This is a genomic window from Sphingobium sp. 22B (genome assembly GCF_001580035.1).
GTDB lineage: Bacteria > Pseudomonadota > Alphaproteobacteria > Sphingomonadales > Sphingomonadaceae > Sphingobium > Sphingobium fuliginis.
Map to the genome: position 1 here is coordinate 22384 of NZ_LTAB01000019.1, position 22976 is coordinate 45359.

General features: G+C 63.8%; 22 protein-coding genes. 20 read left to right on the plus strand and 2 right to left on the minus strand.

The genetic code is table 11. From position 1 onward, the window contains the following. Window positions 1–2: 2 nt before the first annotated feature. From A0J57_RS16860 to A0J57_RS16945, 19 genes are all read left to right on the plus strand, one after another. Window positions 3–959, plus strand: coding sequence for an alpha/beta hydrolase (locus A0J57_RS16860; RefSeq protein ID WP_158298520.1), 957 nt, complete (start codon window positions 3–5; stop codon window positions 957–959). Beyond that, window positions 952–2667 carry a class I adenylate-forming enzyme family protein gene (locus A0J57_RS16865; protein ID WP_061937464.1) on the plus strand — a complete coding sequence of 572 codons (1716 nt, stop codon included), beginning with the start codon at window positions 952–954 and terminating at the stop codon, window positions 2665–2667. Before A0J57_RS16860 ends, A0J57_RS16865 begins: the two co-directional genes overlap by 8 nt. Window positions 2668–2705: 38 nt before the next feature. Next, a complete protein-coding gene (locus A0J57_RS16870) occupies window positions 2706–3989 on the plus strand; it encodes an acyl-CoA dehydrogenase family protein (protein WP_061937467.1) in 1284 nt (427 codons plus the stop codon). A gap of 39 nt (window positions 3990–4028) precedes the next feature. Then, window positions 4029–5084: a phosphotransferase family protein gene (locus A0J57_RS16875; RefSeq protein WP_082718703.1), complete on the plus strand. Its 1056-nt coding sequence runs from the start codon at window positions 4029–4031 to the stop codon at window positions 5082–5084. A gap of 15 nt (window positions 5085–5099) precedes the next feature. Continuing rightward, window positions 5100–5882 (plus strand): SDR family NAD(P)-dependent oxidoreductase, encoded by a 783-nt coding sequence (locus tag A0J57_RS16880; protein WP_044660903.1) that lies wholly within the window; start codon window positions 5100–5102, stop codon window positions 5880–5882. A gap of 34 nt (window positions 5883–5916) precedes the next feature. Then, window positions 5917–6696 (plus strand): SDR family NAD(P)-dependent oxidoreductase, encoded by a 780-nt coding sequence (locus A0J57_RS16885; protein ID WP_044660902.1) that lies wholly within the window; start codon window positions 5917–5919, stop codon window positions 6694–6696. Window positions 6697–6698: 2 nt separating this feature from the next. Beyond that, window positions 6699–7493: an SDR family NAD(P)-dependent oxidoreductase gene (locus A0J57_RS16890; protein ID WP_061937470.1), complete on the plus strand. Its 795-nt coding sequence runs from the start codon at window positions 6699–6701 to the stop codon at window positions 7491–7493. Window positions 7494–7503: 10 nt separating this feature from the next. Beyond that, window positions 7504–9546, plus strand: a complete 2043-nt coding sequence (locus A0J57_RS16895; RefSeq protein WP_061937473.1) for a 3-hydroxyacyl-CoA dehydrogenase NAD-binding domain-containing protein — start codon at window positions 7504–7506, stop codon at window positions 9544–9546. Continuing rightward, entirely contained in the window at window positions 9543–9995 is a 453-nt protein-coding gene (locus A0J57_RS16900) for a MaoC family dehydratase (protein ID WP_061937476.1), read from the plus strand. Before A0J57_RS16895 ends, A0J57_RS16900 begins: the two co-directional genes overlap by 4 nt. Window positions 9996–10024: 29 nt before the next feature. After that, on the plus strand, window positions 10025–11197 hold the full coding sequence (locus tag A0J57_RS16905) for an acetyl-CoA C-acyltransferase (protein WP_061937478.1): 1173 nt from the start codon (window positions 10025–10027) through the stop codon (window positions 11195–11197). Further along, entirely contained in the window at window positions 11197–12204 is a 1008-nt protein-coding gene (locus A0J57_RS16910) for an NADPH:quinone oxidoreductase family protein (protein WP_061937481.1), read from the plus strand. Before A0J57_RS16905 ends, A0J57_RS16910 begins: the two co-directional genes overlap by 1 nt. A gap of 23 nt (window positions 12205–12227) precedes the next feature. Beyond that, window positions 12228–13391: an MFS transporter gene (locus A0J57_RS16915; protein ID WP_158298521.1), complete on the plus strand. Its 1164-nt coding sequence runs from the start codon at window positions 12228–12230 to the stop codon at window positions 13389–13391. After that, window positions 13388–14413 (plus strand): NADP-dependent oxidoreductase, encoded by a 1026-nt coding sequence (locus A0J57_RS16920; protein WP_061937487.1) that lies wholly within the window; start codon window positions 13388–13390, stop codon window positions 14411–14413. The genes A0J57_RS16915 and A0J57_RS16920 overlap by 4 nt, the downstream gene beginning before the upstream one ends. 59 nt (window positions 14414–14472) lie before the next feature. Beyond that, window positions 14473–15363 carry an SDR family NAD(P)-dependent oxidoreductase gene (locus tag A0J57_RS16925; protein WP_061937490.1) on the plus strand — a complete coding sequence of 297 codons (891 nt, stop codon included), beginning with the start codon at window positions 14473–14475 and terminating at the stop codon, window positions 15361–15363. Between the two features lie 62 nt (window positions 15364–15425). Further along, window positions 15426–15707 (plus strand): CoA transferase, encoded by a 282-nt coding sequence (locus A0J57_RS16930; protein WP_268873893.1) that lies wholly within the window; start codon window positions 15426–15428, stop codon window positions 15705–15707. Then, the gene (locus A0J57_RS16935; protein WP_076605765.1) at window positions 15635–16345 is read left to right on the plus strand and encodes a CoA transferase; all 711 of its coding nucleotides are present in this window, start codon (window positions 15635–15637) and stop codon (window positions 16343–16345) included. Before A0J57_RS16930 ends, A0J57_RS16935 begins: the two co-directional genes overlap by 73 nt. 206 nt (window positions 16346–16551) lie before the next feature. Beyond that, window positions 16552–16713, plus strand: coding sequence for a hypothetical protein (locus A0J57_RS26940; RefSeq protein ID WP_235600892.1), 162 nt, complete (start codon window positions 16552–16554; stop codon window positions 16711–16713). Then, the gene (locus A0J57_RS16940; RefSeq protein WP_369118715.1) at window positions 16647–17180 is read left to right on the plus strand and encodes a glutathione S-transferase family protein; all 534 of its coding nucleotides are present in this window, start codon (window positions 16647–16649) and stop codon (window positions 17178–17180) included. Before A0J57_RS26940 ends, A0J57_RS16940 begins: the two co-directional genes overlap by 67 nt. Window positions 17181–17293: 113 nt before the next feature. Continuing rightward, window positions 17294–18265: a nitronate monooxygenase family protein gene (locus A0J57_RS16945; RefSeq protein WP_044660895.1), complete on the plus strand. Its 972-nt coding sequence runs from the start codon at window positions 17294–17296 to the stop codon at window positions 18263–18265. 18 nt (window positions 18266–18283) lie between these two features. Here the strand turns inward: A0J57_RS16945 and A0J57_RS16950 are convergent, their stop codons facing one another. Then, on the minus strand, window positions 18284–20065 hold the full coding sequence (locus A0J57_RS16950) for a CocE/NonD family hydrolase (protein WP_061937500.1): 1782 nt from the start codon (window positions 20063–20065) through the stop codon (window positions 18284–18286). A gap of 110 nt (window positions 20066–20175) precedes the next feature. Next, entirely contained in the window at window positions 20176–22428 is a 2253-nt protein-coding gene (locus A0J57_RS16955) for a TonB-dependent receptor (protein WP_062017285.1), read from the minus strand. Window positions 22429–22685: 257 nt separating this feature from the next. Here A0J57_RS16955 and A0J57_RS26035 point away from each other — a divergent pair, with 257 nt between their 5' ends. Next, window positions 22686–22928 carry a hypothetical protein gene (locus tag A0J57_RS26035; protein WP_153017839.1) on the plus strand — a complete coding sequence of 81 codons (243 nt, stop codon included), beginning with the start codon at window positions 22686–22688 and terminating at the stop codon, window positions 22926–22928. Window positions 22929–22976: the final 48 nt, after the last annotated feature.

Genomic DNA, 22976 nt, shown 5'->3' on the forward strand with positions numbered 1-22976 from the left:
GCGTGGCGCAGGCCCGAAGAGTCAAAGACCATATAGCGGGCCTGATCGCGCGCTCGGATGAGATGGACGATCTCGAAGTCGCGATGCGCTACGTCATGGACAATTATTGCCTGACAGGTGCGGAGCGCGAATTCGGGTGCTCTATGGTGCTGGTCGATCTCGGCACCTGTTCGGGCGAATGGTTCATGCCCCCGCAGGCGGAGCCGGGCCACCACATCGTCTATATCCATGGCGGCGGCTGGTTCGCCGGGTCGGTGGACACGCACCGCCATCTGATTGATCTCATCGCGCGAAGGACCGGGCGCGCGGTGTTCGCGCCGAACTACCGTCTGGCTCCTGAACATCCGTTTCCGGCGGGTCTTGAGGATGCCGGGCGCGCTTATGCCTACGCATCTGCCAACGGACCGGCCGGGCCGCTGGAGGCCGCCTACCTCGCTTTGATGGGCGATAGCGCGGGGGGCAACCTCTCCGCCGCGCTCGTGATCGACCTTGTGTCGCGCAACGCCCGGCTGCCCGATGCACTGGCCCTATTGTCAGGCGTGGTCGATTTCCGGCCGCCCGACAAGATGCCGCCGGGTTCCGACGACCCGACATGCGAGCCGACAACGCAGACCAAGATCGCTGAACTGTATCTTCAGGGCGTCACGACAGTGGACAATCCCCTCGTTTCGCCGGCCGCAGCCGCTTCGGACGTCCTTGAGCGATTTCCGCCGACGATCATCCAGGCGTCGTCCGACGAATATCTGCGCGATCAGGATGTCGCCTTCGCTGCCGCGCTCTGGCGGCTGGGGGTGACGGTACATCTGAGTATCTGGCCGCATTTGCCGCATGCCTTCCATCTCTTCCCGCAGGAACTGCCGGAAGCGGCGCGCGCGGTGGATGAAATTGCGGCGTTTCTGGCAGGTGTCGAGGCGGCCCCGGTCGATAAACTTGCAAGAGTGGGAGCGCACAATGACTAAATCCTGGCCGGCCATGTCGCTCAAGGAAGCAGAAGGGCAGCTCTGCGTTCCGGGCTCGCGCTTTGAAATCCGCAAGGAAGTCATCAACGGCCGCGAGTTGCGGACATGGGCGAGCCTGCCCGCCAATGTCGCCGAACTGGCGAAGCAAGTGCGGGCGACGCATGGCGCGCGTGAGTTTCTGGTCCTTAACGACGAGCGCGTCACTTATGAGGGCTGGTTCCGGGCGGTTGCGACACTGGCGGACCATCTCGTCCGCGAGGGTGTGAAGCAGGGGGATCGTGTTGCGATCGCTATGCGGAACCTGCCCGAATGGCCGGTGGCGCTGTTTGCGGCGACGGTGTGCGGGGCCATCGCCGTGCCGCTCAATGCATGGTGGACGGGCGAGGAACTCGCCTATGCGTTGGAGCAGTCCGGCTCCACTGTCCTTTTCTGCGATGGCGAGCGGTTCGAGCGCGTCATGAGCGGCAGTCCGATATCCGCCGATCGCTTGAAAATCATCGTTTCGCGGTCATCGCGTCCCGGCGTGGTTTTGCTCGAATCCATCATTGGGGCGGTCGTGGACTATGGCCGGTTGCCCGACCTGCCGTTGCCGGACGTCACGATGAAACCCGACGATCCGCTGACGATCTTCTATACCAGCGGCACTACTGGTCGTCCCAAGGGCGCGCTGGGCACGCACAGGAACATGCTTTCGGGCCTGGTGGCGATGGATTTCATCGGCCAGCGCGGCGCGTTGCGCCGCGGCGAGCCGATCAGCGACCTCACGCCATCGGTCACTTTGATGACCATCCCGCTATTCCATGTGACTGGCTGCGCCGCGCTGCTGATGTCCGCCTTCGCCTGCGGCGGCAAGGTCGTGCTGATGCACAAGTGGAACGCGGTCGAGGCGATGGGGCTGATCGAGCGGGAACGGATCACGTCGGCAGGCGGCGTCCCGACCATCGCGTGGCAGTTGATCGATTCCCCGGAGAGAAACCGGTTCGATCTCAGTTCGCTCAATTATGTGCCTTATGGCGGCGCGCCGGCCGCGCCGGACCTGCCCTTCCTGATCGAACGGGAATTGTCGGCCGTGCCCTATAATGGCTGGGGCATGACGGAAACGTCGGGCACGATCACCGGACACAGCGCGGAAGACTATCTGAACCGGCCCGACAGTTGCGGACCGCCGCTGCCGGTCGACGACCTGCGGGTCGTCAACGAGGCGGGCGAACCGCTCCCGGTCGGCGAGATTGGCGAATTATGCGTTCAAGGGCCGCAGATCGTGATGGGATATTGGCAGAATCCGCAAGCGACCCAAGCAACCTTCGGCGATGGCTGGCTGCGGACGGGCGATTTGGCCCGACTGGACGAGGAAGGCTTTTGCACCATCGTCGGCCGCAGCAAGGATGTCATCATCCGCGGCGGTGAGAATATCTATGCCGTCGAGGTCGAAAACGCGCTGTTCAGCCATCCCGCCGTGACGGACGCGGCGGTGGTAGCCCTGCCGCATGACAGGTTGGGCGAGGAACCCGGCGCGATGTGCCTGATTGCCGAGGGCCATTCGATCAGCGAAGACGAGCTGAAGCTCTGGCTGCGCGAGCGGCTGGCGGCGTTCAAAATCCCGGTGGTGATCCGCTTTCACCACGAACCTCTGCCGCGCAACGCCAATGGCAAGGTCATGAAAAATGACGTGCGGGCGCTGCTTCTCTCCGACGCGATGCAGGACTGACATCCTAGCGTGACATGATTTTATCTGAGGAATAGACGATGGATTTCGCCCTTACCCCCCGCCAGACTTCCTTTCGCGACCGCGTGCGCGCGTTCATCCAGACAAACGTCAAGCCGCGCCTGGCCGATTACGAAGCCGAAGTGGCAGCCGAACCGCGTTGGAAGGTGATTCAGGTCATCGAGGAATTGAAGCCGCTGGCGCGCGAGCAAGGCTTGTGGAACCTCTTCATGCCGCCGCATTCGGGCCAGGAGCATGTCGACAACAGCTTCGTGTTCGAGGGCGAGCAACTCACCAACCTCGAATATGCCCTCTGCGCCGAAGAGATGGGCCGGGTGTTCTGGGGTTCGGAAATCTTCAACTGCTCCGCGCCCGACACCGGCAATATGGAAGTGTTTCATCGCTACGGCACGCTGGAGCAGAAGGAACAATGGCTGCGCCCGCTGATGAACGGCGAGATTCGGTCCGCCTTCCTGATGACCGAACCCGATGTCGCCAGCTCGGACGCCACCAATATCCAGACGTCGATCCGTCGCGAGGGCGACGAATATGTCATCAACGGCCGCAAATGGTGGTCGACCGGCACCGGCGATCCGCGCTGCAAGGTGGCGGTGGTCATGGGCAAGACCGATCCCGACGCCGACAAATATCGCCAGCAGAGCATGATCCTGGTGCCGATGGAGGCGCCGGGCGTGACGATCAAGCGCATGCTGAACGTCTATGGCTATGACCATGCGCCGCACGGGCATGGCGAAGTGGTCCTGGACAATGTGCGCGTTCCGGCGAGCAACATGCTGCTGGGCGAGGGGCGCGGTTTCGAGATCGCGCAGGGACGGCTCGGGCCGGGACGCATCCACCACTGCATGCGCACCATCGGCGTCGCCGAGAACGCGCTGGAAGCGATGGCGAGCCGCCTGTTGTCGCGGCAGGCTTTCGGCAAGCCGATCGCGAGCCAGTCGGTGTGGGAGCAGCGCATCGCGCGCGCGCGCATCGACATCGAAATGACGCGGCTGCTCTGCCTCAAGGCGGCGGACATGATGGATCAGGCCGGCAACAAGAGCGCGCAAGTCGAGATCGCGATGCTGAAGGTTCAGGCCCCGATGATGGCGTGCCAGATCCTCGATGACGCCATTCAGGCGCATGGCGGCGCGGGCGTGTGCGACGATTTCGACCTCGCTTTCGACTGGGCCAATACCCGCACGCTGCGGCTGGCGGATGGGCCCGACGAGGTGCATGCGCGCGCCATCGCACGAGCGGAGTTCAAGAAATATCAGGATGTGGTGGGTGACACCCTGTCGAGCGGCGATGTCGGAGCGACGCGCTGATGCCGGGGCTTTCACCTTTCTTCGCCCGGAGCAGTTGGGATGACCGCGATGGCTGAGGCTGCGGTTGTCGATAACGGCTTCGACGTCGGCAGATTGACGGCGTGGATGGAGACGCATGTCCCCGATTTCGAAGCGCCGATCAGCCTGGACAAGTTCGCGGGCGGCCAGTCGAACCCGACCTTCGCGCTCGACACGGCGACGCGGCATTTTGTGCTGCGCCGCAAGCCTGCGGGCGCATTGCTGGCCTCCGCCCACGCCGTCGATCGCGAATATCGGCTGCTGAGCGCGCTCTATCCGGAAGGTTTTCCCGTGCCGCGTCCTATCGCCCTGTGCGAGGATGACGCGGTGATTGGATCGGCCTTTTACGTCATGGAGCGGATCAAGGGGCGGACGCTGTGGGACGGCGCGCTGCCCGACGAAACGCCGACGGGGCGCCGGGCAATCTATGTCGAGATGGTGGAAACGCTGGCGCGGCTGCACCGGTTCGATCCGGCGAAGGTCGGCCTCTCGGATTATGGCCGCCCCGGCAATTACTTCGGGCGGCAGGTCGCGCGCTGGAGCCGTCAATATCGCGACTCGCAGACCGAGGACGTGCCGGAAGTCGAAAAGCTGATGGAGTGGCTGGGCCGGACCGTGCCTGAGCAGTCGGCATCGACGATCATTCATGGCGACTATCGGCTGGACAACCTGATCTTCGATCCGTCCCAGCCGAAGGTGCTGGCGGTGATCGACTGGGAATTAAGCACGATCGGCGATCCGCTGGCGGATTTCAGCTATTTTGCGGCGCACTGGCTGATGCCGGCGGACGGCCTTGCGGCGCTGGGCAACGTCGATCTGGAGGCGGCGGGCATTCCCTCGCTGGACGAGATTACCGACCTCTACTGCGAAATGAGCGGACGGCCGCGCATCGCCAATCCGCACTGGTATTTCGCCTTCAACCTCTTCCGCATCGTCGGCATCGTGCAAGGCATCCGCAAACGCATCATCGACGGCACCGCTTCAAGCCTTGAGGCGGAAAAGGCCGCGGCCAAGCTCGTGCCGATGGCGCGGCTCGGCTGGGAACAGGCCCGGCTGGCCGGCGCCCTCGAACCATGAAGACTGGATAGAAATATGAACAAGCTCTTTGACCTCAGCGGCAAGGTCGCCATCGTTACCGGGTCGTCGCGTGGCATCGGCCGCGCTATCGCGGAGGCGCTGGCGGACGCCGGGGCCCAGGTGGTCATATCCAGCCGCAATCTCGATGCGTGCGAGGAGGCCGCCGCCGCGATAAACGCGCAAATGGGCGAAACGCGCGCCAACGCGATCGCGGCGGACATTTCGGTAAAGGACGATCTGCGGGCGCTGGTCGCGGAAACGGAAAGGCGGCTGGGGCCGGTGGACGTTCTGGTCTGCAACGCGGCGGTCAGCTCCCATTATGGGCCAACGCTCGAAATTCCGGACGAGGAATTCCACAAGATCATCAACGGCAACATCCTGTCCAACCAGTGGCTCGTCCAGCTCGTCGCGCCCGGCATGATCGAGCGGCAGGCCGGTTCGATCATCATCGTCGCATCGCTCGGCGCATATCTGGGTTCCGGTATGATCGGCACCTATCATGTGTCCAAGGCGGCCGACCTTCAGATGGTTCGCAACCTAGCCGTGGAACTGGGCAAGCACAGCATCAGGGTCAACGCCATCTCGCCCGGCATCACGAAGACGGATTTCGCAAAGCGGCTCTGGGAAGACCCGGCCGGGGTCGAGCAGGTCACGAAGCGCACGCCGCTCTGCCGCATCGGCGTGCCGGGCGAGATGGCGGGCGCGGCGGTCTATCTGGCAGCCGAAGCGAGCGCCTTCATGACAGGGCAGTCGCTGCTCATCGACGGTGGCATGGCGATCGGCCCGGCAAGGCTGTGATGCGGTCGGCTTCCAACACAGTCAGGAACGAAGCATGAGCAACCTGTTCGACCTCTCCGGCAAGACCGCCATCGTGACCGGATCGTCGCGCGGCATCGGCCGCGCCATCGCGGAGGCGCTGGCTGACGCGGGCGCCCGCGTCGTCATTTCCAGCCGCAAACAGGCGTCCTGCGATGAGGTCGCCGCTGCCATCAGCGCGCGTCATGGCGAGGCGCGCGCGACGGCCATCGAAGCCAGCATTTCCAACAAGTCGGCGTTGGAAGCATTGGTTAAGACCACTCAGGACCGGCTTGGCCCGATCGACATTCTGGTCTGCAACGCGGCGTCCAACCCCTATTATGGGCCAACGCTGGGCATCAACGACGACCAGTTCCGCAAGATCCTGGAAAACAACATCCTGTCGAACCACTGGCTGGCGCAACTGGTCGCGCCGTCCATGATCGAGCGCAAATCGGGATCGATCGTCATCGTTTCGTCGATCGGCGCCTATATCGGTTCGGACACGATCGGCACCTATCATCTGTCGAAAGCCGCTGACCTCGCCATGGTCCGCAATCTGGCCGTCGAATTCGGACCCCACAAGGTGCGGGTCAACGCCATCTCGCCCGGCGTGACGCGCACCGATTTCGCCAAGGCGCTGTGGGAAGATCCCGCCAAGGAGAAGGCGTTCAGCCAGCAGATCCCGCTGCGGCGTATCGGCGAGCCGGGAGAAATGGCGGGAGCGGCCCTGTTCCTGGCGTCCGATGCCTCTTCCTATGTGACCGGGCAAGCCATCGTCGTGGACGGCGGCATGACTATCGCTCCGGTGGCGTAAGAATGGCGCGCTTCACGGATAAGGTTGTGGCGATCACCGGCGCAGCCTCTGGCATAGGGGCGGCGACCACGCGCCTGTTCGCTCAAGAGGGCGCGCAGGTAATCGCGTTCGATACCAGCCCGACACTGGCGGAGAGCTTCGCCGGAAATGACGCCATCATCACCATGCAGGGCGACGCGGGCCGGGAGGAGGATGTGCTGGCGATGTTCGCGCTGGCGACGAGCCGTTTCGGCGGCATCGATATTGTCTGCGCCAATGCGGGGGTGACAGGCGGAGAGGCGGGGCTGTTCGACCAGAGCGTTGAAAGCTGGGAACAGGTGCTGCGTATCAACCTGATCGGTCCGTTTCTGGCTGTCCGGCATGGCGCGAGGACCATGCTGGATGGCGGCAGGACCGGCGCCATCGTCTGCACCGCCTCGGTCGCGGCACTGCGCGCGGGGGCGGGCGGCCCGGCCTATTCGGCGTCGAAGGCGGGTGTCGTGAACCTCGTCCAGATCGCGGCGCAGCAGCTTGCCGGATCGGGCATCCGCGTCAACGCGGTCTGCCCTGGCCTCATCGAAAGCGGCATGACTAGAGACCTCTACGACAAGGCGCGCGCCAAGGGTCGGGAAGGCTCCATCGGCAAGCTCAACCCGCTGCGGCGCGGGGGACGTCCTGCCGAAATCGCGCAGGCCATCGCTTTCCTTGCATCGGACGAGGCCAGCTACGTCAACGGGCATGCCCTCGTCGTCGATGCAGGACTTTCGACTTCTCACCCCTTCGCCCGGCCCAGCGCATTAGGCGAGACCATTTTTTGAGAGAGATAAGATGATCGAAACGCAACGCCACGGCACCGTCCTTACAATCCGGATCGGCAATCCACCCGTCAACGCCCTGTCTGAAGATGTGCGGCGCGGCATCTATCAGGCGATAGACGCCGCGCAGAGCGATGAGGGCGTGTCCTCCATCGTGATCCACGGGGCGGGGCGGATGTTCAGCGCGGGCGCGGACATCACCGAATTCGGCAAGCCGCTCGCCGAGCCGGGCCTTGCGGTGGTGATCGACGCCATCGAAGCCAGCGTCAAGCCGGTCGTGGCCGCTATCCATGGTTCCGCGCTCGGCGGCGGGCTGGAGGTTGCGCTGGGCGCGCATTATCGCGTCGCCACCGCGAGCGCGAAGCTCGGGCTGCCCGAGGTCGCGCTGGGCCTGTTGCCCGGCGCCGGCGGCACCCAGCGGCTGCCCCGCCTTGTCGGCATTCCCGCCGCGCTCGACATGATCGTGTCGGGCAGTCCGATTTCGGGCGCGAAGGCGCTGGACATCGGTCTGGTGGACAAGATCGTGCCGGAAGCGAGCCTGGTTGAAGACGCTATCGCCTACGCCGTCACGCTCAACGCGCCGCGTCCGACGGGCGCGCGCGCCGTTTCCTTCGAGGGCGATGAGTTCGACCGGTTCGCGGAGCAGAATGCGCGCAAGATCCAGGGGCTTGATGCGCCCCAAGCCTGCATCGAGGCGGTCCGGGCAGCAACCGCCCTGCCGCTGGCCGAGGGACAGGAAAAGGAACGCAGCCTTTTCCACACGCTCATGGACGGCGCGCAGTCGAAGGCATTGCGCCATGCCTTCTTCGCTGAGCGCGCCGCCGCCAAGATCGATGGCCTGCCCAAGGATGTCGCGCTGCGGTCCATCGAAAAGGTCGGCGTGATCGGCGCGGGCACCATGGGCGGCGGCATTTCGATGAATTTCCTGTCCGCCGGGATTCCGGTCACCATCGTCGAGATGGCGCAGGAAGCGCTCGAACGCGGCACCGGCCTGATGCGGAAAAATTATGAGGCCACCGCCGCCAAGGGACGGATGACCAGCGCGCAGGTCGAAGGCGCGCTGGGGCTGCTCACGCCGACGCTGGATTTCAACGCCTTGGCGGACTGCGACCTCATCATCGAGGCCGTTTACGAAAATATGGACGTGAAGAAGCAGATTTTCGCGCGGCTGGATGGCATCGCCAAGCCGGGCGCGATCCTCGCTTCCAACACATCCTACCTCTCGGTCGACGAGATTGCGGAGGCGACGAAGCGCCCGCAGGACGTGGTCGGCCTGCACTTCTTCTCGCCCGCCAATATCATGAAGCTGGTCGAGGTGGTTCGCGGCGACAAGACCGCGCCGGACGTGCTGGCGACTGGCATGGCGACCGCGCGCAAGATCGGCAAGGTGCCGGTCGTGTCGGGCGTCTGCTTCGGCTTCATTGGCAACCGGATGCTGGACCCCCGGCTGGAGGGCGCGATGGAGATGCTGCTGGAGGGCACGACGCCCGACCAGATCGACCGCGTCTCGGTCGCCTTCGGCATGCCGATGGGGCCGTTGCAGATGATCGACCTCGCCGGGGTCGACATCGGCTGGCACCGCGATCCCACCCGCATCGAAAGCCTGCGCGACGCGCTCAACGCCGTGGGCCGCTGGGGCCAGAAGGCGGGCGGCGGTTTCTACGATTATGACGAAAAGCGGCGTCCTCTTCCCTCCCCGGTCGCGACCGGAATCATCGACGATTACCGCGGGAAGGCTGGGGTGACGCCGCGTGCCATTTCCGACGAGGAAATCATGGTCCGAACCATGCACGTCATGGTCAATGAAGGGGCCAAGATCCTGAGCGAAGGGATCGCGCAGCGTGCGTCGGACATCGATGTCGTCTGGATCTACGGCTATGGCTGGCCGCGCCATACGGGTGGACCGATGTTCTGGGCGGAGCAGGTCGGCTTCGCCAAGATCGTCGCAGATCTGGAGCGCTATGCCGATCGGCTCGGCGATGACTTTTCGCTGTCTCCCCTTCTGGTTAAGGCGGCGCGCGATGGCCGGTCGCTTGACGAGGCCAGGGCCGGATGAGCGACATGCTGGCGCGTTTGCAGGCCGACAGGGGGGTCACACACCATTCGGATTGGTTGACGGTCGATCAGGCGATGATCGACCGGTTCGCCGATGCGACGATGGATTGGCAGCATATCCATGTCGATCCGGAGCGGGCGCGCGAGACCCGCTTCGGCGGCACAATCGCGCACGGCTTTCTGGTGCTGTCGCTGCTTTCCTACCTTGAGGAGAAGACCACCGCGGCGCGGCTGCCGGATATGAAGGTGGGCGTGAACTACGGCTTTGACCGTGTGCGCTTCGTGTCGCCGGTGAAGGTAGGCAGTCGCATCCGCTCGGTTTCGACGCTTAGGAACGTGAAAGAGAAGAACCCCGGCCATTTCGAGCAGACGCAGGACATCTGCGTGGAAGTCGAAGGGCAGGAAAAGCCCGCCGTCGTCGCGACGTGGGTAACCCAGTTTTTTGTGTGACCCTTCAGGGTCTGCCTAGGAGATTGAACATGCAGGACGCCGTTATCGTGTCAGCCGCGCGGACCCCCATTGGGCGCGCCTATCGCGGTGCGTTCAATGCGACGCCGTCGCCGACTCTCGCCGCGCACGCGATCCGGGCGGCGGTGGCCCGCGCCGGCATTGATCCGGCCGAAGTCGACGATGTGCTGCTGGGCGCATCGTTGCAGCAGGGCTATCAGTCCACAATCGGGCGGACGGCGGCGATGCGCGCCGGACTGCCGGTCACGGTAGCGGGCATGTCGCTCGACCGGCAATGCGCTTCGGGCCTGATGACGATCGCCACCGCAGCCAAGCAGATCATGGTCGACCGGATGAAGGTCATCGTCGCGGGCGGCGTCGAATCCATTTCTCTGGTGCAGACCGAGGAACTCAGGATCGACGAGGACCCCGAACTGGTGGCGATAGTGCCAGACATGTTCATGCCCATGCTGCAAACCGCCGAAACCGTCGCGCATCGCTATGGCATCGGGCGCGAGCGGCAGGACGCCTACGCGCTGCGGTCGCAGCAGTGCACGGCCGCCGCGCAGCAGAATGGCGCGTTCGACGACGAGATCGTGCCTGTCGAGGCAACCATGACGGTGCGCGACAAGGCCACCGGCGCGGTGTCGTCGCAGCTCGTCACGCTGACCAGGGATGAGGGTGCCCGTCCCGAAACCACCGCCGAAGGGCTGGCCGCGCTCAGGACAGTGGTGGACGGCGGCACCGTCACCGCGGGCAATGCGAGCCAGTTGTCCGACGGCGCGGCGGCTGTGGTCGTCATGGACGCGGGCCTCGCCGCCGAGCGCGGCTTGCACCCGCTGGGCCGCTATGTCGGCATGGCCGTGGCGGGCACCGAGCCGGACGAGATGGGCATCGGCCCCGTGTTCGCCATTCCCAAGCTGCTCCAGCGCTTCGGCCTCACCATAGACGACATCGGCCTTTGGGAACTCAACGAAGCCTTCGCCGTGCAGGTCATCTACTGTCAGGACAAGCTGGGCATTCCGGAAGACCGGCTCAATGTGAACGGCGGGGCGATCTCCATCGGCCATCCTTACGGCATGTCGGGCGCGCGTCTGGTCGCGCACGCCCTGATCGAGGGACGCCGGCGCGGCGCGCGCTATGTCGTGGTGACGATGTGCGTCGGGGGCGGCATGGGCGCTGCCGGCCTGTTCGAGGTTCTGTGATGAAAGCCCTGCTCTCCGTCGATCCGGGCGGGCCGGAATCGCTGGTCCTGTCGGATGTCCCTATTCCCGATCCGGGGCCGGGCCAGTTGCGCGTGCGCGTGCTGGCCTGCGGCATCAACTATCCCGACGTTCTGGTGATTGAGGACAAATATCAGTTCAAGCCGCAACGGCCCTTCGCGCCGGGTGTCGAGGTTTCGGGCATCGTCGACGCGGTGGGCGAGGGCGTGACGGGCTGGGAGCCGGGCGACAGCCTGATCGCGACGCTGGCGCAATCGAGCGGCGGGCTGGCCGAATATGCTGTGTTCGACGCGGCCGATGCGTTCAAGATTCCCGAAGGACAGGATCCCGTCGCGGCTGCGGGGCTGTTGCTCACCTATGCCACCACAATCCATGCGCTCGCTGATCGCGGCGACCTGGCCGCTGGCGAGACGCTGCTGGTGCTGGGTGCTGCGGGCGGCGTCGGGCTGGCGGCGATCGAGATCGGCAAGGTCATGGGCGCGCGCGTCGTGGCCGCCGTGTCCAGCGAGGAAAAGGCGCAGGTGGTTCTTGCCGCCGGGGCCGACGACGTCATGGTCTATGGCCGGGCGCCCTTCGACAAGGATCAGGCGCGCGCCCTCGGGCTGGCGTTCAAGGAACGGGTGGGGCCGGAGGGCGCCCATGTCATCTATGATCCTGTGGGTGGCGACTATGCCGAACCTGCGCTTCGCTGCATCGCGTGGGAAGGGCGCTATCTGGTCGTCGGCTTCCCGGCCGGGATACCCAAGATCCCGCTAAATCTGCCGCTGCTCAAATCCTGCGATGTTCGCGGCATCTTCTGGGGCGGCTTCGCCAAGCGCGCGCCGGACCATAACCGGCGCAACATCCTGCAACTGATCGACTGGTGGACGGCAGAGCGCATCACGCCCAAGATCGACCAGATTTTCCCTCTCGAACGGGGCGGCGAGGCCATCGCCCGTCTGGCAAGCCGGTCAGCGGTCGGCAAAGTCATCGTGACGATCGGCGCGTGATGAACGGCGAAGCGACCATTGGCATGTCTACGCCCCCATCGGTCGGGCTTTTGCCGGTCGCGTCCATCGTCCTCACGGGTCTGGCGAGCGCCGCCATCATCGTGGCGATGCCGGGCCTGCTCGCCGGCATGTCCACGAAACTCGGCCTGACGGACAGCCAGATCGCGCTCATCAACGCATCGGAAATGGGCGGCACGACCGCGACCACCCTTATCATCGCGGCATGGCTGAGCCGCCTCGACCGGCGCAAGGCGGCGTTCGTCGGGCTGGTTCTGATCGTTCTCGCCAATCTGGTTTCGGCATTCGCTTCGACATTCCTGTTACTCATTGGCGCCCGGTTCGTCGCGGGTCTGGCGGCGGGCGCGCTTCAGGGAATGCTGTCGGCCAGTATTGCAGCCACGCCGATACCGGACCGTATCTTCGCCATCTATCTGACGGCGAACCTGACGATGACCACCATCATGCTCGGCCTGCTGAGCCGCTTCAGCGCGGCATGGCACCCGGAATGGCTGTTCCTGTCCGTCGTCGCGCTGGCGGTGCTGGCGATCCTGCTGCTCCGGTGGTTGCCCTCGGAACCGGTCACGCTGCAGCCCCAGGGGACGGCGTGCACAAGGTCCAGCCGGGGGTATGGCCCGGCGGTGCTGCTGGGAACGTTCATTCTGCTGGTCGGCGTCGGTCTCACCTGGCCGCTAGTGGGCGTGCTGGGGCTGGATCGCAATATGTCGGGCGAAGCGGTTGCCAGCGCCCTGTCGCTCGCGACCATAGGCGGGATCGTCGCGAGCCTGATTGTATCCGGGATCGGCGATAAAGCGGGGCGGCGGCTGCCCATATCGGCTGGCGCGGCGGGCCTGTGCGTCGCTGTGCTGATCTTCATATTTGACAGGGGACAGACGATCTTCGCGGCGGCGGCCTTCATCTTCATGTTCTGCTGGGTGCTGATCTTGCCCTATTGCGCCGGGCTGGTCGCCACGATCGATCCCAGCGGCCGCCTGTCGGTCCTGTGGGTCACGATGCAGTTTGCCGGCCTCGCCACGGGGCCGATCATCGCCGCCGGCCTGCTGCTGTCATCGGCCGATCTGCCCTTTTACGGCTCGGTTGTCTGCTTCGGCATTGCCGCTGCCCTGACCCTACATGCCGAGCGCGGATCGCGGTCGGCCCCCAAAGCTCTGGAGACTTCTTCGTTATGACAAGCACATACCGGGCATGGACGCTCGTCAAGCGCGCCCAGGGCCTGCCCAGCCGCGACCTTTTCGCGTTGCGCGACTTTGACGATGCGCCGCTCGCCGAGGGCGAGGTGCGCGTGCGGAACGTCTGGCTGACGGTCGGGCCGGCCATGCGGGTGCGGATGTCGGCGGAGACGCGCGGCTATCTGGCGCCCTATGGGCTGGGCGAGCCCATTCCGGGCTGGGCGGTCGGCGAAGTGATCGAGTCGCGATCCGCTGATTTCAAACCCGGCGACCGGGCCATGCACCAGTTCGGGATGCGCGATTACGGGCAGGGACCGGCGACCGCCTTTGAAAAATTGCCTTCGTCCGGCGCGCCCGAACATTATCTCAACGCAATGGGGTCCACCGGCTTCGTGGCCTATTACGGGCTCTTTGAAATAGCGAAAGCCAAGGCCGGAGAGACGCTGTTCGTGTCGGCTGCGGCGGGCGCGGTCGGCAGCACGGCGGTGCAGATCGGCAAGGCCATCGGCCTCACGGTCATCGGTTCCGCCGGCGGCAGCGCCAAGGGCGAGCGGTTGAAAGAGATCGGCGCGGATGCCGTGATCGATTATAAAACTCCAGGCTCGCTGGAGGAAAAGCTGGCTGCGGTAGCGCCCCAGGGTATCGACATCTATCTCGACAATGTGGGGGGCGAGCATCTCGACGTGGCGCTCGCCAGCGCGAACCCGAATGCGCGGTTCGCGATCAGCGGGATGATCGGCAGCTACAATCAGGAGCGCGCATCCGACACGATGCACCACCTCAACCGCATCGTAACGCAGCGGATCCATATCCAGGGCTATCTGCCCTATTCCGATCGCGCGGACCTGCTGGGCGGGTTTCGCGCGCAGATGTCCGCCTGGATCGAGAACGGAACCGTTCGTCCGTGGCAGGAAATCCGCGACGGGCTGGAGAGCGTCCCCCAAGCGGTTGAGGAACTTTTCACCGGCGGTTTCTCGGGGAAGCCGCTCATTCGTCTCAACACCGAAGGCGCGCGGCCTTGACCGGCGCGGCCCCTTCGCCCTCCGCAGGCAGCGGAGCCAGCCATCGAAAGGATGACTTCATGACAGCCCCTCTCATTTCGCTTTCCGGGCGTGTCGCTCTGGTGACCGGCGCGGGTCAGGGTCTTGGGCGCGCCCATGCCCTTGCGCTGGCGCGGCACGGCGCCATGGTCGCGGTGAACGATCTGTCGCAGAAAGACGCCGAGGCGGTCGCGCAGGAGATTATCGCCGCTGGCGGACAGGCCACGGCCTGTGCGGCCAATGTCGCCGATCCCGCAAGCGTGACCGCGATGATCGACGGAATCGTGGCGCAGTGGGGACGGGTGGACATCCTCGTCAACAATGCCGGCATCTTACGCGACCGCACCTTCGCCAAGTCGACCATCGAGGATTTCCGAACGGTGATCGACGTCAACCTGATGGGATCGGTCCACTGCACGCACGCCGTCTGGAACCTGATGCGTGAGCAGGGCTATGGCCGAATCGTGTTCACCACATCCTCGTCGGGACTCTATGGCAATTTCGGGCAGGCGAATTACAGCGCGGCCAAGATGGCGCTGGTCGGCCTGATGCAGACGCTGGCGATCGAAGGAGAGCGATACGGCATCCATGTCAATTGCCTCGCCCCCAGCGCGGCAACCGGTATGACCAGCGGCCTCTATGATAGTGGCGACCTTGCCCGGCTGGGCAGCGATATGGTCGCTCCCGCAGTCGTGGCGCTTTCAGCCGACGAAGCGCCGAGCCGGGCCATCGTTCTAGCGGGAGCGGGGCGCTTCGCGCGGGCGCATGTCACTATGACCAGCGGCGCTTATCTGATCGGGGAAGAGGATATGGCGGCGGCGATTTTGTCGCAGATGGACAGGATCGGCGACCGGGCGGGCGAGCATGTGCCGGCGTCGGGACCGGAGCAGCATCGCAGGGAAGTCGCGGGGCTGCAAGAACTCGTGCGGTAATTCCGTTGCCGGACATGAGGGGATATGGGGAGAGGTTTCTGAAGCTCTAAAGGGTTCTCGATCTGTGCGATCACCGGGGGCTACTGGCCGGGCATATGCTAGCGCAGATGGGCGCGGACGTGGTGCAGGTGGAGTCCGAAGGGGGGAACCCCGCCCGGCGGCTCGCGCCCTTCGCACCCGACTGGGCCGAAGGCGAGGAGTCCTTGTTCTGGGCCACCTATGCGGCGGGCAAGCACTCCATCGTCGCCGATCCCGGTGGAGACAAGGCGTTGTGGGATCGTCTGCTGCAATCGGTGGATATATTGATCGAATCCCGCACTCCTGCGGAAGGGCGGCCAGCCTAGCTCGATCCGACCGCGCCCGCACGGGCCGAGGGCAGCATGTCGATCTCGCGGTCGTGCAGACGCTGCCTCAGTGCACGCTGGGGGCGGTGCTCGCCGAAGGGGTGGGGCATGCCGATTTCGTACCGCGCAGGAAGGCGGGGGACGAGCATGTCGTGGACTTCAGCGGCGGCGGGTCGATCACGCGCAAGTCCAAATGGACGGTGTCGGACGGTCTGGCGGAGATGCACCTGGGCATCGGGCCAGCCGCCGGTCCGGCGTCCAACAAGCTGATGACATGGATGCGCGACGAGGGCTGGTTCCATCCCCTATTCGGCAACTGGGACTGGAGCAGGCTTCATGAGAAGATCATAGCCGGGGAGGTGAGCGGAGCCGATCTCGATGCGGTTCGGGCCTGGGTGCAATCCATTCTCGCTACGCGGCACAAGGATGAGCTTGTCGGCGTCGCGATCGAGCGCGGGGTCCGCATCGCGCCTATCCTGACGGTGGCCGATCTGGCCGAGAGCGCCCAATTTGGAGCGCGAGACTTCATCGAGACCTTTGGTCCTTTCGGTCCTTACAAGATGCCGGGGGCTTTTGCCCGTGACTGTCCTGAAGGATTTGTGTGGCCTCGTCCCGCCCCCCCGGCTGGGCGAGCATGACATGGAAGTCCGGAACGAGTGGCTCGCGGGGAGGCGGTCGCCGCCTTCTCCCGCTTAGGTTAGAGACGCGATCGGGCGACCGCTGGGGGAGCTCCGCCTTATGGCCGGGACAATGATCGCGTGCTGCGCGGGATATTGGGCTATGGCGAGGATCGACTGGGCGCTCTGGCGGCGGCCGACGCTTTGGTTTGAACAAGGGAGAGGCCGTGATTCAACTCTATCATTGTGATGGCGCGCGTTCGTTTCGCGCGCTGTGGATGCTGGAAGAGCTGAGCGCAGCCTACAGGTTGCACATGCTGCCATTCCCGCCCCGGTTTCGCGCGCCCGATTATCTGGAGATCAACCCGCTGGGGACCTTCCGTTCCTAATCGTTGATGGGGCGGCGATGAGCGAATCCTCCGCCATCACGCAATATTTGGCGGACACGCATCCTGAAGCCGGGCTGTCGGTCGCACCATCCGACCCTGCCTATGCCGACTATCCCAACATCCTGCACATTGGGGAGGCGACGCTCACCGTTCCGCAGACGCAATATTTTCGATATACGATGCTGGAGCCGTCGGAGCGCCGCAATGCCCAAGTGGCGGAGGATTATCGGCGCTGGGTCCTAAAGCGTCTCGAAGCTGCGATGGGCATGATGCACGGGCGGGACCATGCGTGCGGCGGTCGTTCTACCGCAGCCGATATCTCGGTGGGTTATGCCATCAAGTTCGCGGAGGCGCTGGGCCTTGGCGATGATCTCCCTCCGGCCGCGGTGGAGTATTTCCGCAGGCTCGAAGCCCGCCCAGCCTATCAGCGAGTGATGGCGGTCGAGCGGGAGAATGCAGTGGAATGACGCCGCCAGGCGCGTGCCTCTGCCCGAATTGCGACCATAAAATTGCGCGATTGAGTCATGGCGGGGTAGCGCAGGCTAGATTATCACCGCTCACCAGTTTTCAGGAAATCCTCATGCAGACACGCATCACTGAGTTGTTCGGCATCCAATATCCCATCGTTCAGGGGGGCATGCATTTTGTCGGCAAGGCTGAACTGGCGGCGGCTGTCTCGGAGGCTGGTGGCCTTGGCATATTGACCGCATTGACCCAGCGGACGCCTGCGGATCTGGCGGCGGAAATCGACAAGTGCCGCGCCATGACCGACAAGCCGTTCGGCGTTAACCTCACCTTCCTGCCGGTCGTGAACGCGCCCGACTACCTGGGCTATGTGAAGGTGATCTGCGAGAAGGGCATCCCGGTCGTCGAAACTGCGGGGAACAACCCCATCGAGCATCTGCCCGCGCTCAAGGCGGCGGGTGTCAAGATCATCCACAAATGCACCTCGATCCGCCATGCGCTGAAGGCGCAGGACATCGGGTGCGATGCCGTCAGCGTCGATGGTTTCGAGTGTGGCGGGCATCCCGGTGAGGATGACGTGCCGGGCCTCATTTTGTTGCCGCTGGCAGCGAAGGCGCTTTCGGTTCCCTTCATCGCGTCGGGCGGGATGGCGGACGGCAAGTCGCTCGTCGCCGTGCTCGCGTTGGGCGCTGAAGGGATGAACCTGGGCACGCGCTTCGTGGCGACGCAGGAAGCGCCGGTGCACGATCGCGTCAAGCAAGCCATCGTCCAGGCCGGGGAGCGTGACACGCGCCTCATCATGCGCCCGCTCAGGAACACCGAGCGGGTGCTGCGGAACCCTGCCGTGGATCAGGTGATCGAGAAGGAACGGGCGCTGGGTCACAGCATCCGGTTCGAGGATATCGCCGAGCAGGTGGCGGGTGTCTATTACCGCATCATGGTCGATGGCGAGGTCGATGCGGGAGCCTGGAGTTGCGGCATGGTCGCAGGGCTGATCGACGATATCCCGACGGTGAAGCAGCTCATCGACCGTATCGTGGACGAGGCGAAATCGATCGTGGCGGAACGGCTGGCGGCGGTCTTCTGACGCTATCGGGGGCGCCGTTCAGCGTGCCCCAGGAATGACCGGCAGCAGGATGCGGGATGGGTACGTTTCGTCATGAAGCACCTGCTGATGCGCGATTTTCGCCTCGGCCAGGGTGCCGCCCCATTCGTCCCAGATGTTGAGGTTGCGCGCCCAGCGAGGGAAGCAGCTGCTGGTGACATCAAGCTGCAAACGATGCCCCGCCTTGAACAGATTGCTGGTCGGCAGGAGCTCTATACGCAGAAGATAGGGCTTGCCGGGTTCCAGCGGCGTCGCCGGACGAGTGGGGTTGTCGGGATTGTCGCGATAGCGGGCGCGGATGATGCCGTCGGTGATGAGGCGTGCCGTGCCGTCCGGATGCACGTCCACCAGTCGAGCGACGAAATCGGTGTCGACCACATCGGTCTTCACCCACAGCTCGACAAAGGGCGTACCGGTGACTTCGATGTCCTCATCCAGAATATCGGATGTATAGACGAGTATGTCATCGCGCTTCTCGATCACATTCTGGTCGCTGCCGCCCGGAACGCAGCTTACGCCGAACACCGCGCCGCCGCGCGTGGGCACGGGATTTGCCGGGTCGTAGATGAAGGCGTCGGGTGGTCCGCCGCTGCCCTGTTGCGGTAACAGGACGCCATCGCCCTCGCTCGTATTGGCCTGGCCGCCGCTCGACAGATACCAGGGCGTGACGACGGTGCGCGCTATCGGCCATTCTTGTTCGTCGCGCCACCTATTCGCGCCCATGATCCAGATCTTGACCGGCGCTTCCGTGTTCCCCACTACGTTCAGCTCGGAAAAATAACGGGCGGCGAGACCCATATGGCCGAAGGGATTGAGCGCCTGGATCGCGGCGGAGCCGGGCGAGATCTGTTCCCCGGTCATCTTGCTTTGGGGATGATGCGCCCATGGGCCGACGATCAAGCGGCTTTTCTGTCGCGCCGATTCGCTGCCGCCTTTGGAGCATAGGCCGACGAACTGGTCGATCGATCCCCGGATGAAGATGTCATACCAACCCGCTACGATCAGCGCGGGCACGCTGATGTTCTCATATTCGTTCGACCGGACGCTGGCCTTCATTGATGGATCGTTCGCGCCATTTTTGAGCAGATCGAAAAGCTGAGCGCCCTGAATGCTGTTCGCTACAGGCGTGAACCGGTCGAGCGGGAGATGGTCATAGCCGTCCCGCGCCAGCGCTTCGAGCCACGCGGCAGCGCGCGTGACGGCTTCGGCCTTGGCCTCGGGAGAGTCCCAGTCGCGGCGCATCAATGCTTCCACGCCGAGCATTGTCCACCAGTAACCGTTCAGCTCCAGCTCGAAGACGCCGCTACAATAGATGAAGGAGCGGTTGAAATGGCCCACCGGCACGATCGGGTTGATAGCCTGAAGTGCGGGAGGCTGTTGAGCTGCTGCCGCCCATTGAACGAAACCCAGATAAGATGGCCCGCTCATATAGACTTTGCCGTTGGCGTAGGGGAGGGCAGCGGCCCATTCGACGGCTTCCGCGCCATCCCGTCCCTCATCGACCCATGGCTGGAAATCATCCTTACCGTCTGATGTCCCGCGACCGCGCACATCCTGGATGATGGTGACATAGCCGTGCCGCGCGCCGTGCGTCAGGTCGGTCGTGAAGCCCGGCGCGACCGCCTTGCCATAGGGCGTGCGGGCGAGAATAACCGGCCATCGACCTTCGCCGGCCGGCCGCGCTACGTCGGCGCGGAGCACCGTTCCGTCACTCAGCGTGCATGGAACGTCATAATGGATCACCACGTCCTTCGGAGCGGCAGCCGGATCAAAGGACGACATGGTTGCAGACACTCCAGAAGCTTTGCATTTTTTTGGCAAATCCGGCCGGCAAAGTCCGCTTCGCCGGCCGGAATCTCCTGTTCATATTCCAGTCGAGCCCGTCGGGTCGACTAGAAATGATAGCCCACCGACATGCCCACCTGGCGTCCCGGCTGATATTGGCCAAGCGCAAGCGAACCGATGATGGAAGACACGACGATGACGTTGCCCTTCACCTGCTCGTTGGTGACATTCTTGACGAAGAGACTGCCCGTCAGACGTCCATTGTCGCTCTCATAGTTCAGGAACAGGTTGAGCTTGCCCACCGATTTCTGTGCTGAAATGGGCAGGTTGAACTCAGTGAAATAGACGCGCGATTTCCAGTCGTAGCGGGCGCCGAGCGTGACCTTCCCCGTTGAGGTCGGAATATCATAATAGCCGCCCAGGCTGTTCGTATATTTGGGCGATTGCGGCAGGGCATTGCCCGACAGGTCGATCGAACATGGAACAGAGCCTACGCCCGTGCCCGGATCGCACGTCGTAGGCCGCGACGAGTCGGCTGTCTGGAACTGGTCGAACGACGCATTCAGATAGGCGGCTGACCAGTCGATGCGGAAGACATCGGCCAGGCGCAGGGACGTTTCCAGTTCGACACCATAGACCGTGGCCTTGGCCGCATTGGTGACGGAGGAGGAGACGCCGACGATCTGGTTCACCTGTAAGTCGTCATATTTCATGTAGAATGCGGCAATATTGGCTTGCAGGGTGCGGTTGAAGAAATTGCCCTTCAGTCCCGCTTCGTAGTTCGCGTTGGTTTCCGGACGGAAGGATGGCGCCAACGTGCCCGCCGAATAGCCGCCACCCTTGAAGCCAGTCGAATATTTGAGATAGCCGTCAAGCGTGGGGTTGAACGCATAGGACGCGCCCAGTTCGTATGTCAGCCGATCCCATTTCGATGTGGACGACTGAAGCGTGCCGCCATTGATGAAGTTGTTATACTGAACGACCGACTTCTTGTCGCGGGTGTAGCGCAGACCGGCGAACAGCTTGAAATCAGGCGTGAACGCATATTGGGCCCGCCCGAACGCGGCATAGGATGTGGTGATGAGCGGAACCGCGCCGCCGAACACGGTGATGTCGTAGAGCGTGACGCCGCCGCCCAGAGGCGCTTCGGCGATCGGCACCTCGATCGCCTGTTCGAGGCGCTCGCGGAAATAGTTGACGCCCAGCAGATAAGTGAACGGCTTGGCGTTGTCGGAGGTATAGATAAGCTCGTTATATGTCTGGCGCGCCGTGTTCTTGAAGGATGCATTGGTATCCTCCGCCGCTGTGCCGTCGCCGTCCGAGACGTTCAGCAGCTTGGAGTCGGCGTAGGACAGCAGCGCCTTCAGGTTCCCGCCGCCAAGCGCCCAATTGAGGGTCAGGTTGGCGTTGAAAGCGTGAACCTTGCGATAATTGATGTTGGCGAACACTTCGCGATCGCCGACATCGCCGCGCGATTGCCCGACCAGGATTGCCGGCAGAGGAATGGTCGGATCGGGCGTTCCCTCCAGGAAGCTCGCTGGCCCGTTGGAATCGTCATTGGCATATTCCAGCAAAACTCGCGCATTGAACGAGTCCGACGGCTCCCATTTGATCTGGCCGCGAATGGACTGGTTCTTCGCATCGTCGAGGCGGTTGGGGCCATTGGGGAGGAGATTGCGCGTAAAGCCGCGATTATATGTCTGCTGCGCCGCGATGCGGCCGCTGAGCGTTCCCGATTCGTTGAGCGCGCCGTTGATGAAGCCGGAAAGCTGGAATAGGGCGGGATCGACGCCTGCTGTCAGGTCGAAGCCATAATGGGTCTCTGCCGTCGGCTCGTTCGGAACCACGTTGATGACGCCGCCGGTGGCGTTGCGCCCGAACAGGGTGCCCTGCGGCCCGCGGAGGATTTCCACGCGCGCGAGATCGAGGAAAGTGGCAAGGGTCAGCGATGGCTGGCCGATATAGACTCCGTCGGAATGGATGGCGACGCCGGAGTCCTGGCCTGCGTTGATCTGCTGGTTGCCAATGCCGCGAATTGTGATGTTCGACGAATTATAGCTATTGCCGATCTGAATGTTCGGGCTTGGCCCGACGAGATCGTTGAGGCTCTTCGTCTGGGCGGCCTCGAGCTTCTGTCCGGCATAGGCGGACACGGCGATGGGCGTTTTCCGGACCGTGTCGCTCCGGCGGGACGCGGTGACGATGATTTCGCCGAGACTTTGCGAAGACAGATCCTGCGCGGGCCTCGCTGTCGTGGCCGCCGGTTCGCTGGCTGGCTGCGCGGGTGACATGTCGGCCTGAGCCAGCGCGGCGTGCGACACGCATGACCCGCAGATGGCAATGAGCAATCGGTAGCGCAATTTCCCCTCCTTTTATTGTTGCTGCCACCTTTTAGAGGGGCTCCATATAGGCTTGGAATGATGGATGCCCACAAAGTGGAGGTGTTAATTTCTTGCATTCGACGGACTGCGATACAGCATTCCTCAGCGTTCGCCCGGGTCGCGTCTGAGGGGTGGTGTAGGAACCGTCGATCCATGGCAGGACCGGATTTGGTCAAGCGTCTGTGTTGGTGATGCTGTGATCTTGACGACCCTATTGCGGCACAGGCGGCATTCGGATGGCGAAGGTCGTGGCGGACGCGATCGTACGCCACGGTAAGCGACCTTTTGATCAGGCGTGGATGGACCGAACTTTCAGTAATTTCTGGGCATCATCCGGCGTATTCGCGACCCGGCTTAGCAACGCGTTGCCCTCTCCTCCAGCTGCCGCCGTGAATGTTCTGCGTGCAACCGCCAACAATCCGGCCGTTGGGGACGCTTTTATGCAATCCGCGTGGGTTCTTTCCGTGGCTCGAGAATGACCGCAATGGTGTATCGACATGATGTTAGCAGAAGCTTGGCGAGGTTCA